12 protein-coding genes and 1 tRNA gene are annotated in these 13,448 nt (G+C 65.2%); 8 read left to right on the forward strand and 5 right to left on the reverse strand.

The window, feature by feature from the left end; translation table 11 throughout:
* The first annotated feature begins 104 nt into the window (after window positions 1–104).
* Window positions 105–1,145, forward strand: coding sequence for a sugar-binding transcriptional regulator (locus FJ970_RS07470; protein WP_224614645.1), 1,041 nt, complete (start codon window positions 105–107; stop codon window positions 1,143–1,145).
* Here the strand turns inward: FJ970_RS07470 and FJ970_RS07475 are convergent.
* Genes FJ970_RS07475 through FJ970_RS07485 form a run of 3 tightly spaced genes read right to left on the reverse strand, consistent with a single transcriptional unit; the run spans window position 1,132 to window position 4,310 of the window.
* Window positions 1,132–1,983 carry a TIGR01459 family HAD-type hydrolase gene (locus FJ970_RS07475; RefSeq protein ID WP_140754419.1) on the reverse strand — a complete coding sequence of 284 codons (852 nt, stop codon included), beginning with the start codon at window positions 1,981–1,983 and terminating at the stop codon, window positions 1,132–1,134. The two genes, FJ970_RS07470 and FJ970_RS07475, sit on opposite strands and share 14 nt — an antisense overlap.
* Window positions 1,980–3,254: an FGGY-family carbohydrate kinase gene (locus tag FJ970_RS07480; protein WP_140754417.1), complete on the reverse strand. Its 1,275-nt coding sequence runs from the start codon at window positions 3,252–3,254 to the stop codon at window positions 1,980–1,982. The genes FJ970_RS07475 and FJ970_RS07480 overlap by 4 nt, the downstream gene beginning before the upstream one ends.
* 15 nt (window positions 3,255–3,269) lie before the next feature.
* Entirely contained in the window at window positions 3,270–4,310 is a 1,041-nt protein-coding gene (locus FJ970_RS07485; protein WP_140754415.1) for a class II aldolase/adducin family protein, read from the reverse strand.
* Window positions 4,311–4,490: 180 nt separating this feature from the next.
* Between FJ970_RS07485 and FJ970_RS07490 the strand changes: the two genes are divergently transcribed.
* The 7 genes from FJ970_RS07490 to FJ970_RS07520 all read left to right on the forward strand — a co-directional run bounded on the left by FJ970_RS07490 (window position 4,491) and on the right by FJ970_RS07520 (window position 11,660).
* Window positions 4,491–5,273 (forward strand): DeoR/GlpR family DNA-binding transcription regulator, encoded by a 783-nt coding sequence (locus FJ970_RS07490; protein WP_140754413.1) that lies wholly within the window; start codon window positions 4,491–4,493, stop codon window positions 5,271–5,273.
* Entirely contained in the window at window positions 5,270–6,649 is a 1,380-nt protein-coding gene (locus FJ970_RS07495) for an FGGY-family carbohydrate kinase (protein WP_140754411.1), read from the forward strand. Before FJ970_RS07490 ends, FJ970_RS07495 begins: the two co-directional genes overlap by 4 nt.
* Window positions 6,646–8,190, forward strand: a complete 1,545-nt coding sequence (locus FJ970_RS07500; RefSeq protein ID WP_140754409.1) for a sugar ABC transporter ATP-binding protein — start codon at window positions 6,646–6,648, stop codon at window positions 8,188–8,190. Before FJ970_RS07495 ends, FJ970_RS07500 begins: the two co-directional genes overlap by 4 nt.
* Entirely contained in the window at window positions 8,187–9,185 is a 999-nt protein-coding gene (locus tag FJ970_RS07505) for an ABC transporter permease subunit (protein WP_140754407.1), read from the forward strand. Before FJ970_RS07500 ends, FJ970_RS07505 begins: the two co-directional genes overlap by 4 nt.
* Window positions 9,186–9,265: 80 nt before the next feature.
* The gene (locus tag FJ970_RS07510; protein WP_140754405.1) at window positions 9,266–10,204 is read left to right on the forward strand and encodes an ABC transporter substrate-binding protein; all 939 of its coding nucleotides are present in this window, start codon (window positions 9,266–9,268) and stop codon (window positions 10,202–10,204) included.
* A 72-nt stretch (window positions 10,205–10,276) separates the two neighbouring features.
* Window positions 10,277–11,170 carry a sugar phosphate isomerase/epimerase family protein gene (locus FJ970_RS07515; RefSeq protein WP_140754403.1) on the forward strand — a complete coding sequence of 298 codons (894 nt, stop codon included), beginning with the start codon at window positions 10,277–10,279 and terminating at the stop codon, window positions 11,168–11,170.
* 136 nt (window positions 11,171–11,306) lie between these two features.
* Entirely contained in the window at window positions 11,307–11,660 is a 354-nt protein-coding gene (locus tag FJ970_RS07520; protein ID WP_140754401.1) for a cupin domain-containing protein, read from the forward strand.
* Between the two features lie 284 nt (window positions 11,661–11,944).
* On the opposite strand, the gene FJ970_RS07525 is transcribed toward FJ970_RS07520, so the two are convergent.
* Both FJ970_RS07525 and FJ970_RS07530 read right to left on the reverse strand, forming a co-directional pair.
* Window positions 11,945–12,021, reverse strand: a tRNA-Arg gene (locus FJ970_RS07525).
* An 85-nt stretch (window positions 12,022–12,106) separates the two neighbouring features.
* Window positions 12,107–13,270 (reverse strand): M20 aminoacylase family protein, encoded by a 1,164-nt coding sequence (locus FJ970_RS07530; RefSeq protein ID WP_140754399.1) that lies wholly within the window; start codon window positions 13,268–13,270, stop codon window positions 12,107–12,109.
* Window positions 13,271–13,448 lie beyond the last annotated feature (178 nt).

Consider the following 13,448-nt stretch of genomic DNA (forward strand, 5'->3'; position numbering starts at 1 on the left):
GCCACCGACTCTACATTGTTCCTATCGATTGGTAGATCAATAGGCGATACTAGACCAGCACGCAGAATCGGCGACGGCACGGCCGGCCGCGGGGGAGGGATGATTTGGCCAGGGGACGACAAACCGACGAAAGGCGGGCCGACGAAAGGCGAGCCGACGAAAGGCGGGCAGGAGCCGAAGCGACCGAGCAGGTCGTCAGCGAGAGCCGGACGGACCGCCTCAGGATCCGCGCCGCCTGGATGTATTTCGTCGAGCAGATGACGCAGAACGAGATCGCCGATGTGCTCGGCGTCGGCCGCGTCACCATCGTGCGCATGCTGGCGGAGGCGCGGTCACGCAACGAGGTCAAGATCACCATCGAGAGCGAGCTTTTGGAGATCGTGCGGCTGGAGCGCGCGCTCGAAAAGACCTTCGGCCTGCAGCAGGCGCTGGTGGCGCCGCTGACCGCGGCCAATGCCGATCCGATCCCGGCAATCGCCGCCAAGACCGGCATGTTCCTGTCCGATGCGATGAAGTCCGGCATGCAGGTCGGCGTCGGCTGGGGCAATACGCTGTTCAACACCTTGCCGTTCATCAGCGCCAAATCGCTGACCGATTTCAAGGTAATTTCACTGCTTGGCGGCGTCGGCATCGCGCGCCGGGTCAACCCGGCCGAGTTCGCCTGGCGCTTCGCCCAGATTTTCCAGGGCGACGGCTATCTGATGCCGACGCCGGCCGTCGTCGACAGCGTCGAGACCAAGATCGCGCTCGTCGAACGCTGCGGCCTGCAGGAGGTTTTTGAAATGGCCGACGCGCTCGATGCCGTTCTGCTGAGCGTCGGCGGCATCGCTTCGGCCACCACCTTCTCGCGCGGTGGCTTCCTCAGGGAAGCGGACCGGGAGGCGCTGCTGGCGCGCGGCGCCGTCGGTGACCTCCTGTTCCATTTCTACGACCGCAATGGCGATCTGGTCGACCATCCCGTCAACAAACATGTGATGTCGGTGGATGTCGACCGGCTGCGCAAGGCGCCGATCCGCATTCTGACCTCCGGCGGCGCGGAGAAGACCGAGGCCTTGCTGGGAGCGATGAACCTAATAGCGCCGACAATCCTGATCACCGACGAGGAAAGCGCAAGGCGCATGCTGGCGGCGGTCAGCGAAAGCTGAACGAACTCGTGGTGTAATCCGGCCAGGCCTTGTGTTCGTCGAAAACGGCGGCGAGGTCAGGCGCGCCGGCCAGTATCCCACCCAGCACCAGCGCCGTTGCGATACCGGCACCATTGCCGCCTGCGATATCGTGTTCGACGCTGTCGCCGACGCAAACCACGCTGCCGCGCTCCGGTTCGCCGGCCAGTGCGAGCGCTGCCTCGAAGATCGCCGGATAGGGCTTGCCGATGCGGGTGACGCCGCCGCCCAGATCTTCGTAGAGATCGGCGATCTCGCCGGCGCCGAAGCGGGGTCCGACGGCGGTCAGCATGATCTTGTCGGGATTGGTGCAGAAGCACGGCACTTGCCGCGCTGCCGCCGGGGTCAGCAGCTGGCGATAATGGTCGAGGTCGTGGCGGTCCCCCTCGCTGGCCGAGATCAGCACCAGCTCGGCGTCTTCGCCAGCCTCCGTCAGTGCGAAGGGCAAGCCCTCGATCGCGCTGCGGTCGCCGTCGCGGCTGATCAGCAGGCATTTCGTGCCGGACCGCAATACTTTTGTCGCCGCCATCTCGTGGAACCGTTGCCACGCCACCTCGCCGGAAGACACAAAATGGTCCCAACTGCCCGGCTCGAAGCCAAGCTTCAGCAGGCGATCCTCGTTAGGCCTGGCACGCTTGCCGGAATTGGAGATCAACACCACGGTCTTGCCGGCTTGCTTCAGCGTCGACAATGCCTCCACCGCACCGGGATAGGGAGCCCGGCCGTCATGCAGCACGCCGAACTGGTCGAGCAGGAAAACCTGGTAGCGTTCCGCCAGCGGCTCGATGCCGTCGAGACGTTCGACCTTTTTCGTGTTCATAGAAGCCCTGCCCCGCTTGCACCCTTCAGCGCCAGCCGTGCCGTACCGGCGGCGGCCTCGTCCGACAGGGCCGGCAGGAAAGCGACGCCGAGCTTGCGCTGCCGGATAGCGCTCCATACCGGGTTGGCGGCGCCGCCACCGACGCTGCGAATGGAGGTCAGGGCCGGCGTGCCAAGTTCGGCCAGCCTGCTGTAGCCAAGCGCCTCGATCGCAGCCATGCCCTCGAACATCGCCTTGAGGTAATCGGCATCGTCAGTAGGCCGTGGGGTGAGACGCGGCGGCAAGGCCGGATCGGCGATGGGAAACCGTTCGCCAGCCGCACCAAGCGGATAGTAGTCGAGGCCGGTCTCGGTCGTGGGGTCGATCATGGCGCTGAGTTCGACGATCCGAGCGAGCGGAAAATACTGGGCCAGCACCTTGCCGCCGGAATTCGAGGCGCCGCCCGCCAGCCACACATCGCCAAGCCGATGGCTGTAGATGCCGAAGCGCGGCGCCGAGATCGGCCGGTCGGACAGGATCTTGATGGTCAGCGAGGAACCCAGCGCCGTGACACCGTCGCCGGCCGCGGCGGCGCCCGTCGCCAGGAACGAGGCACAGCCGTCCGTGGTGCCGGCAACTACGACCACATCGCGCGGCAGGCCGAAAAGCTCCGCGGCGGCCGCGGTGAGCGTGCCGGTGACATCGCCCGGTTCGACGACATCAGGCAGCAGGTCCATGCGCATGCCGGTGGCCGCGATCCAGTCCGGCCAGCGGCGCGCCTCGACGTCATAGCCGGTCTTGAGCGCATTGTTCTCGTCGCTGATGCCGAAGCGTCCGGACAGCTTGCCGGCGATCCAGTCGGCCTGATGCAGCACGGCCGCTATGCCGGGCAGATGCTGGAACCGCAGGGCCTTGGCCAGACCTGAAGTCGCCCCGTGGGCGGCGCTCGCTGCCGGCGCCTCACGGGCGACCATGGCCAGAATGTCGCCGTCATCGACCTTGTCGTTGTACATCAGCGGCTCGGCCAGAGGCCGCCCATCGATGTCGACCGGCAGCAGCGTGCCCGACGTGCCGTCGACGGCGACGGTGCGGACCGTGGCGCGGTCGATGCCCGAAAGCAGTTCCGCAAGCACCGCCTGGACCGCTTGCCACCATGTCCGGGGATCGCGGAGATTCTGACCAAATCTGTCGAGTGGCACAGCTGATTGGCCGGCAATGGAAAAATCCGGACGCATGGCGACGGCGCGGGTGCCGGAGGTGCCGATGTCGATGCCGACGACAAGTGGCGTCATATCGCCCGTCTCCTGTCAGGCCATGCTGGCGGCGTTGAGCTTCTGGCGATACTGCTCGGCGTCCCAGTTGACCAGTTCGTCGTTCTCGGCGGGGGTGAGATAGTTCAGCCGCGCCTTGCCATCGACGCGCGCAGTCACGTCGGCAAGACAACGCTGCATGGCGTCGGCACCGGCGCTGGCGTCGCCGCGCATCAGCACGCCGGCGCCGGCAAACAGGATCGCTACGGGTGCCATGCCGAGCCGCGCGATGACGCCGGCCACGTCCTCGCCCGCCTTCGCCACGACCGAACCCTGGCCGAGGAAGATGACATGATCCGGATAGAGGCTGCCGGCCTTGGCCATATCCAGGCTTTCCGCATCGAGCGCGACCGCATGCGCTTCGACATCCGCCGGCAATCGGTAGTCGCCGGCCAGCGCCGTCAAGGCGGTGACATCGGGTGCGGCGGTCGCGCGCGCCGGCCGCGCCAGCAGCGACCGGATACGGTGCAGCAAGGCCTCCGCCTCGGCGACGGTTTCGGCGGCGACCACCAGCCCGTGATTGCCAAGGATCAGCACGTCAACCCCGGGCCGCAATTTTTCGGCAATGCCGCGGGCCAGCGGCAGGCCCGGCCGGAAATAAGGCACCCATGCCCATTCGATGCCGCCCAGCCGCCTGGCGACCTCGGCCTCGCCATCGGCTTGCACGGCAAGCGAAATCGTGTCGACGCAGTGGACATGCAGAACCACGCGTTGCGGCATCAAGGCATGCACCGTGGTCTCGATCGACGGGCGCAGGCCACGCGGATTGAGGTGTTCGATGGCGAAGGCCCGTGGTTTGTCGGCGGCCGGATCGCGCTGTTCGACGGCCTCGAGCAGCGGTGCCATTGCCACCGGCACCATGATGTCGTCGCTGAGCGCATCCTTTAGCCAGGTGCCCGAGGCCTTGATCCACAGCGTGTCGCCGGCCTTGAGCGAAGTGTTGCCGCCCGCCGCCTGCGTCATATGCGGGTTCAGCCCGATGCTGGCCGAAAGTGCGCGCAAGGCGGCAAGTTCCTGTGCATCAGCTTGGGTTGCCACGGCGCCTTCCTCCAACGTTTGCACGAAATCCCGTCGCCGGGGCCGCTGTCGCAGTTGATATCGCAGATATGAGCGATCTGCGTCAATAGTGATCTACTATCATCAAACCAGCTTGCAATCCGACTAATGTTGAGTAAGTTACACCAATCGCCTCGGAAAATGGCGTCAGGGAGGAAAGGGTTGAGCGACCTCGGCCGCCAGCGTCAGATCGTCGAATTGTTGCGGGACCGCCCGTTCGCCTCCGTTCGCGAGTTGCAGGAGCGGCTCGGCGTTTCGGCGGCGACGGTGCGGCGCGATATCGACCGGATCGACGAGGCCGGCGAAGCCCGCAAGGTCTATGGCGGCATTTCGGCGCTCGACGGCGCTTCGCATGCGGGCGTCGCCTATGCCCGCCCTTATGACGAGAACCGTGACCTCGCCGTCGAGGCCAAGCGTCAGATCGCGGCTCTCGCCGCGACCATGGTGCGCGATGGCGATGCCGTCATCGTCCATGGCGGTTCGACCTGCTTTCATCTCGGCGTCAAGCTCGCCGACCGCAACATCCGGCTCTACACCAATTCGATGCCACTCGCGGCCTATCTCAGCGATCATGGCCATTGCAGTCTGACGGTCGCCGGCGGCGACCTGCACCGCGAACCCGGCATTATCCATTCGCTGACCCAGGCAACGCCCTTCTATGCCTCGAAATTCTTTCTCGGCACGCAAGGCCTCAATCAGGAAGGGCTGTTGGAATCGCATCCGCTGCTGGTGCGCTCCATCGTCGACCTCAGCCTCTGCGCCGACCAGATCGTCGTGCTGGCCGACAGCCGCAAGCTGTCGATCCACGCGCGCAACGTCGCGCTGCCGCTGTCGCGCATCGGCACGCTGGTCACCGATGACGGGCTCTCCGATGCCGATGCGCGCATGCTGGAGGATGCCGGCGTCATGGTGCGGATCGCTTCAACCTCGGGAGCCCTCGCGTGAACGTGGCGGTGCTCGACTTCGGCAAGACCAATTCGAAGCTGTTCGTCTTCGGTCAGGACGGACGCATCCTCGATGAGCGTCGCACGCAGCCGAAATGGATGCGACAAGACGGGTTCAGCGTGCTTGACGGCGCCGCCCTCCATGACTGGGCGTTCGATGCCGTCACCGAAGCGGTCGAAAGCCACGGTGTGGAAGGGGTGATGGTGTCGGGCCATGGGTGCACTTTCGCCCTTGTCGACGACAAGGCGCTGACCCATCCGATCCTCGACTACGAGCAGGAGCCACCGGTCGAAATCGCGGCGCGGATCGACCGTCGCATTCCGGATTTCGCCGAGACGTTCGCACCCCGTCTGCCGCTCGGCTTCAACTATGGCCGTCACATGCTGTGGCTGCAGGAGGTCGATCCCGACGCGTTCGCGGCGGCGAAATGGATCGTCGGCTATCCCCAATACTGGAGCTGGCGCCTCGGCGGCAGGCCAGTCTCGGAGGTCTCCTATCTCGGCTGCCATTCGCATTTGTGGGCACCGCGCGAACGTGATTTCTCCTCGCTGGTCGACGCCGAGGGCTGGCGCGGCCAGATGCCGGTTTTCGAACGTGCCGGCGCCGTCGTCGGCGAGCAGCACTTCGGCCGTTCCGGGCGATCGATCGCCATCCACAATGGCGTCCACGACTCCAATGCGGCGCTGTACGCCTATCGCCGGCAAGGGCTTGGACCGCTGACCGTCGTCTCGACCGGCACCTGGGTCGTCGTGCTCAATCCCGACTGTCGGCTCGAAGCGCTCGACCGCGACCGCGACATGCTGGTCAATGTCGATGTCGACGGCGGCCCCGTACCGACCATCCGCTTCATGGGCGGGCGCGAATTCGCCGTCATCAGCGGCGGCTGGCAAGGCGCGATCCCGCATGGCTCGATACAGCAGGTGATCGATGCCGCCATCATGGCGCTGCCGAGCTTCGCGCCGGGCGGGCCGATGCCGGATCGCCCTGGACGGCTGGTCGGGCGCACGCCCGATGCCGGTGAACGCGCGGCGGTGGCGCTGCTCTACGTGGCGCTGATGATCGATCTCTGCCTCGACCTCATCCATTCCAACAACGTGGTGATCGTCGACGGCGGGCTGAACACTGGCGGCTTGCTCGCCGGGATGCTGGCGCAGTTGCGCCCCGGTCAGGCCTTCCTGCAAGGCGCCTCGCTGGAAGGCAGCGCCACGGGCGCCGCAGCACTCGCCTTCGAGAGCGTGGGGCGCGACTTCGCCGCCGAGCCGCCGGAGCCGGTGCAGGCGACACAATTCGGCGGCCTTACCGGCTATCGCGACACCTGGCGCGATCGCGTTGCCGGGCTGGATAGCGTCGCCAAGACGGCCGGTGGTGCCCGATGAGCGTGGCAGTCCAGACACAGGCGACGCGCCGGCCGTTGCTGGAGATGCGCCACATCTCCAAGACCTTCGGCGCGATACGCGCCCTGCAGGGCGTCTCGCTCAGCGTCCACGCAGGCGAACTGCACGCGCTGATGGGCGAGAACGGCGCCGGCAAGTCGACGCTGATGAAGGTGCTGTCCGGCGCCTATCGGCCGGATCCCGGCGGCGAGATCCTGATCGATGGGGTGCCCGCCGCGATCGGCGATCCGATCAAGGCGCGCGCCGCCGGCATCGCGGTGATCTATCAGGAGCTGTCGCTGGCGCCGAACCTGACGGTGGCGCAGAACATCTTTCTCGGCAACGAGCCGCGGCGGTTCGGCGTCGTCGACCGCGACCAGTGCAACCGGCGCGCCGCCGAGATCGTCGGCCGGCTCGGGGTCTCCTTCTCGGCGCGGGCCCTGGTCTCCGGCCTATCGCTCGGCGAGCGCCAGCTGGTCGAGATCGCCCGGGCGCTATCGACCAATGCGCGCATCATCGTCATGGACGAGCCGACCACATCGCTGACTTCGCGCGAGACCGACCGGCTGTTCGAGGTGATCGCGACGCTGAAAGCGCAAGGCATCGCCATCATCTACATCAGCCACCGCATGGAAGAGGTCTACCAACTCGCCGACCGCGTCAGCGTGCTGCGCGACAGCGGCTATGTCGGCACGCTGGAGCGGGCCGACCTCAACGCTTCTCGCCTGGTCTCGATGATGGTCGGCCGCGATCTCTCCGCCTTCTACAAGAAGGATCATCGCCCGCCGGATGAGAAACGCGCCGTCGCGCTCTCGGTGCGCGGCATGTCCGACGGGCGCCTGCTCAAGAACTGCTCGTTCGACCTCCATCACGGTGAGGTGCTGGCGTTGGCCGGCCTCGTCGGCTCGGGCCGCACCGAGCTTGCCAGGCTGATCTTCGGCGCCGACAAGCGCAGCACCGGCATCATGGAACTCGACGGCAAGCCGGTGACCATCGGCTCGCCCCGCGAGGCGCTCGACGCCGGCATCGCTTATCTGACCGAGGACCGCAAGGAACTCGGCCTGTTCCTCGACATGTCGATTTCGGACAACATCAGCATGGGCGTCCTGGCCAGGGACGCGCGAGCCGGCGGATTTCGCGATTTCATCGCCGCCGACAGGAGAGCGGCAAAGGCCATTGCCGACCTGTCCATCCGCACAGGCTCGGCACAGGCCAATGCCGGCTCGCTGTCGGGCGGCAACCAGCAGAAGGTGCTGCTCGCGCGGCTGCTGGAGACCGAACCGAAGGTCGTCATCCTCGACGAGCCGACCCGCGGCGTCGATGTCGGGGCCAAGTCGGAAATCTACCGGCTGATCGACAATCTCGCCAACAAGGGCATCGCCATCCTGATGATCTCCAGCGAATTGCCCGAGGTGATCGGCGTCGCCGACCGCGTGCTGGTGATGCGGGACGGGGCGGTCGCTGGCGAGGTTACGGCGTCCGAAGGCGAGCCGCTTCGCCAGGAAGCGATCATGGAACTCGCGACGGGAGCGTCTCAGCGATGACAGACAGGACGACCGGGACGAAGAGCGTGGATCAGGCGGCGGTCAGGAGCCGGCGGCTGCGCACCGCGCTTGCGGCGCTTGGCATGCTGCCGGTGCTGGTGCTGCTGGCCGCCGGCTTCCAGTTCATCAATCCGCGCTTTCTCACCGGCACCAACCTGCTCATCGTCACGCAGCAATCCTCGATCAACATCGTGCTTGCCGCCGGCATGACCTTCGTCATCCTGACCGGCGGCATCGACCTGTCGGTCGGCTCCATCCTTGCCGCCTCGGCGATGGTGGCGGTGCTGGTGTCGCTGGTGCCGGATTGGGGCCTGCTCGGCGTGCCGGCGGCCATCCTGGTCGGTCTCGGTTTCGGGCTCATCAACGGGCTGCTGGTCGCCTATATCAGGCTGCCGCCGTTCATCGTGACGTTGGGTTCGTTGACCGCCGTGCGCGGCGTTGCCCGCCTGCTCGGGCAGGACACGACGGTGTTCAACTCCGACCTGCCGTTCGACTTCATCGGCAACGGTTCGGTGCTCGGCATCCCCTGGCTGGTCGTCATCGCGCTGTCGGTGGTGGTGCTGTCCTGGCTGGTGTTGAAACGCACCGTGCTCGGCACCTGGATCTACGCCGTCGGCGGCAATGCCGAGGCAGCCAGACTGACCGGCATCAAGGTGCCGCTGGTGCTGCTCTTCGTCTATGGCGTTTCCGGCTTGCTCGCCGGCCTGGGCGGCGCCATGTCGGCGGCCCGGCTATACGCCGCCAACGGCTTGCAACTCGGACAGAGCTACGAGCTCGACGCCATCGCCGCCGTCATCCTCGGCGGCACCAGCTTCGTCGGCGGCGTCGGCTCGATCTGGGGCACGCTGATCGGCGGCCTGATCATCGCGGTGCTCTCCAACGGGCTCATCTTGGCCGGCGTCTCGGACATCTGGCAGTACATCATCAAGGGATTGGTCATCATCGTGGCGGTCGCCCTCGACCGCTACCGGCTCCAGGCAGGAGCAAGAACGTGAATGACCTGGTCGCCGGCATCAAAGACCGGCTTGTGTAACGCACCGTGAGAGGCGCGGGGCATCAGGAGGAAGTAAGCGTAATGAAGACCATCGCCAAACTGCTCTGCGGCGCCGCCCTCGCGGCCGTCGTCATCGCGCCGGCATCGGCCAAGGACCTCAATAAGGTCGGCATCTCGGTCGGCCTGCTCGGCAACCCCTTCTTCGTCGCCACCATCAAGGGCATCGAGGATGCGGCAAGGAAGATAAATCCGAAGGTCGAGGTGACATCGGTATCGGCCGATTATGACCTCAACAAGCAGGTCTCGCAGGTCGACTCCTTCATCGCCGCCGGCGTCGACGTGATCATGCTCAACGCGGTCGATGCAAAGGCGATCGCTCCGGCGGTGAAGAAGGCGCAGGCCGCCGGCATCATCGTCGCGGCCTTCGACGTTTCGGCGCCGGGCGCCGACGTCACGGTGATGACCAACAACGTCAAGGCCGGCGAGGAAGCCTGCCAGTATCTGGTCGACCACACCGGGGGCAAGGGCGACTACGTTATCCTCAACGGACCGGCGTCGTCGTCGATCCTGGAGCGGGTGAAGGGCTGCAAGAACGTGCTTGCCCAGCATCCCGACATCAAGATCCTGTCCGACGACCAGAACGCCGAAGGCTCCCGCGACGGTGGCCTGAAAGTGTTCCAGTCGCTGCTTACCCGTTTCGACAAGATCGACGCGGTGTTCGCCATCAACGATCCGACGGCGATTGGCGCCGAACTCGCCGCCAAGCAGCTCAACCGTTCCGAGTTCGTCTTCACAGCGGTCGATGGCGCGCCCGATATCGAGAAGGAACTGGCGTCCGGCAAATCGATGATCAAGGCCTCGGCCTCGCAGGATCCTTACGTGATGGCCGGCCAGTCGCTGACCATGGCGGCCGACCTGCTGGCCGGCAAGAAGCCTCAGGAGGCCACGGTGCTGCTCGACCCGAAGCTGATCACTGCCGAGAACCTGAAGGATTACAAGGGCTGGACCGCGGCCCGCTAAGCCTCCCAAGGCTGGTGCGGCCGGGGCGATCCCGGCCGCACCTCTCTTCCACCTCAATACCCGGGGACGATCATGTCGCGCATCGGAATCCATTCTTTCGTCTGGTCGGCAAGCTCGGCGCAGGACGAGCTCGAACGTACGCTGGCCAATACCAAGGAGGCCGGTTTCGACCTGATCGAATTCTCCTATCTCGACCCCGCCAATGTCGATATCGGCAGGCTTGCCAAACGCATCGCCAGTCTTGATCTCGGGGTTGCGATCAGCATCGGATTGCCTGGAGAGGGCGACATTTCGAGCGCCGACAAGACGATCGCCGCGCGCGGCGTCGAGATCCTCAACGACACCATCGCGCTGACGCGCGACCTTGGCGGCCGCAAGGTCGCCGGCATTCTTTCGACCAGCCATGGCCTGGAGGTCGAGGCGCCGACACGCGATCAATGGAACCGCAGCGCGGCAACGCTGGCCAAGGTCGCCGAGACGGCCAAGGCCGCCGGCGTCACGCTCAACCTCGAAATCGTCAACCGCTTCGAGAGCAACCTGCTCAACACCGCCGCGCAGGGCCTGGCGTTCATCGAGGACACCGGGTCGGACAACATCTTCCTGCATCTCGACACCTTCCACATGAACATCGAGGAGGCCGATGTCGGGCTCGCCATCCGCCACGCGGCGGCCAAGATCGGCTATGTCCATATCGGCGAGAGCCATCGCGGCTTCCTCGGCACCGGCAATATCGACTTCGCAGCGATATTCGATGCGCTGACCGCAATCGGCTATGCCGACGATCTCAGCTTCGAATCTTTCTCCTCGGAGATCGTCGACGAGAACCTGTCGAAGAAGACCGCCATTTGGCGCAATCTATGGACCGACAACATGGCGCTCGCCAGGCACGCGCGCGCCTTCATCGGTCTCGGGCTGGAGACGGCGCAGCGCAAGGCGGAGCTGGTCTCGGCGCGACATAAGCCGTAGCAACTCCAGGTCGGCGCGGGCAGTGGACGGGTCCTGTCCGGATGCGCGGCCGCGCCTGTTTCGCATGGCATGGCATTGCTCCCGTCATGTGCATCGGCTATCCGACCTCGAACATATCAAGCGAACGGAGCCCGGCATGACGAACAGAACCATCCTCAAATTCGGTCCCGTCGAGCACGCGGAAGCCGGCGATCTGCCCGGCTGGATCGTGGTCGAGGGCCAACCGACCATGCAGACCGCCGTCCAGCACACGACCGCGGACGGCAAGGTGATATCGGGCACCTGGCGCGCGTCGCCTGGCACCTATCACGCGACCTACACCGACTATGAGTTCGTGCACATGACCGCCGGCCGCATCATCATCACGCCCGACGGCGGCACGCCGGTCGAAGTCGGCCCCGGAGACGCCTTCGTGGTGGAAGCCGATTTCAAGGGCACCTGGAAGATCATCGAGCCGGTGACCAAGCATTTTGTCGTCCGGGTCGGCTGAGCCGGCCTGGTCGCACTTGAAGCATGAAAAATCCCGCCATGGTTCGCCATGGCGGGTGACCACGGCCAGCTTCGCGCACATTGCGGCACAGCTGCCCGCCCCACTGCTGCGATCAACCTGCTCGTCATCGAACGGTTTGTTCTCCGCATGCATCTCCGCACCTGACGGCTCTGCCGCTTCAGGTTGTGGAACATTCAGCTGGAGCCGGCCTTCTTACCTCGCATTGTCTTTCAGGGATGCAATGCAATCGCGCAAGCCTCGGTAGGCCTCGTCAAGGATTGGCATGGTGATCCCGACAGGAATCGAACCTGTGACCTACAGATTAGGAATCTGCCGCTCTATCCTACTGAGCTACGGGACCACGCGGCCCGACACATAGCCGCTTCGGACCGTTTCGCCAAGAGGCTGGCCGAACGCAATTCGTCCCGGCCTTTACATGACCGGCATCAGGCGGCCAGCGCCGTCTCCGCCAGTTTCACCCAGTAGCTCATGCCGTGCGGGATGGCTTCGTCGTTGAAGTCATAGGCCGGGTTGTGGAGACCGGCGGTCTCGCCATTGCCGATGAAGATGAACGCGCCGGGCCGGGCTTCCAGCATATAGGAGAAATCCTCGCCGCCCATCACCGGCTGGATCGCGCGGTGCACCTGGGCATCGCCCGCCACGTCGGCGGCGACATCGCTGGCGAAGACCGTCTCATCCGCATGATTGAACGTCACCGGGTAGTTCGCGTCGTAATCGACTTCGATCGTCGCGCCATAGGCGGTGGCCAGCCCCGCGCAGATCGCGCGGATCCGCTCTTCCGATTTCTTGGCCACTTCCTTCTTCAGCGTGCGCACGGTACCGGCGATCTCGGCCGATTCAGGGATGATGTTGTAGGCGTCGCCCGCGTGGAACTTGGTCACCGACACCACCACGGCCTCGACCGGGTCGGTGCTGCGCGAGGCGATCGTCTGCAAGGCGCCGACCAACTGGCTGGCGATGACGATCGGGTCGATCGTGCCGTGCGGCATCGCCGCATGGCCGCCCTTGCCTTTCACCGTGATGGTGAATTCGGCCGTCGCCGCCATGATCGGGCCCGGACGGATGGCGAACTGGCCGACCGGCAGGCCCGGCATGTTGTGCATGCCGAACACTTTCGCGATATCGAAGCGCTCCATCATGCCGTCCTTGACCATCTCGTTGCCGCCGCCGCCACCTTCTTCCGCCGGCTGGAAGATCACCGCCACGGAGCCGGCGAAATTGCGCGTCTCGGCGAGATATTTCGCCGCACCGAGCAGCATCGCGGTGTGGCCATCATGGCCGCAGGCATGCATCTTGCCCGGAACGGTCGACGCATAGGGCTTGCCGGTGATCTCCCTGAGCGGCAGTGCATCCATGTCGGCGCGCAACCCGATTGTGGGGCCTTCCCCCTGGCGGCCGCGGATGATGCCGACGACGCCTGTCTTGCCGAGTCCGGTCACCACATCGTCGCAGCCAAACTCCTTCAGCTTTTCGGTGACGAAGGCCGCCGTCTTGAAGACATCGAAGTTCAGTTCTGGCGTCTGGTGCAGATGCTGTCGCCAGCCGGCGACTTCGTCCTGCATTTCGGCGGCGCGGTTCAGGATTGGCATGATGTTTCCATTTCGTTGTTGGTGCAGCCGGCTTCAGCCCGGTGTTTTGCAATTATGCCCGGTGCTTTGCAATTGTGCCCAGTGCTTGCAAATGTGATTGTCAGGCGCTTTGCCATGTTGGCGTCACATAGGGTAAATAGCACCGCAATAATGCGGTCCGGTTTTTGAGGGTCGGATC

The sequence above is a fragment of the Mesorhizobium sp. B2-1-8 genome (genome assembly GCF_006442545.2).
Classification (GTDB): Bacteria; Pseudomonadota; Alphaproteobacteria; order Rhizobiales; family Rhizobiaceae; genus Mesorhizobium.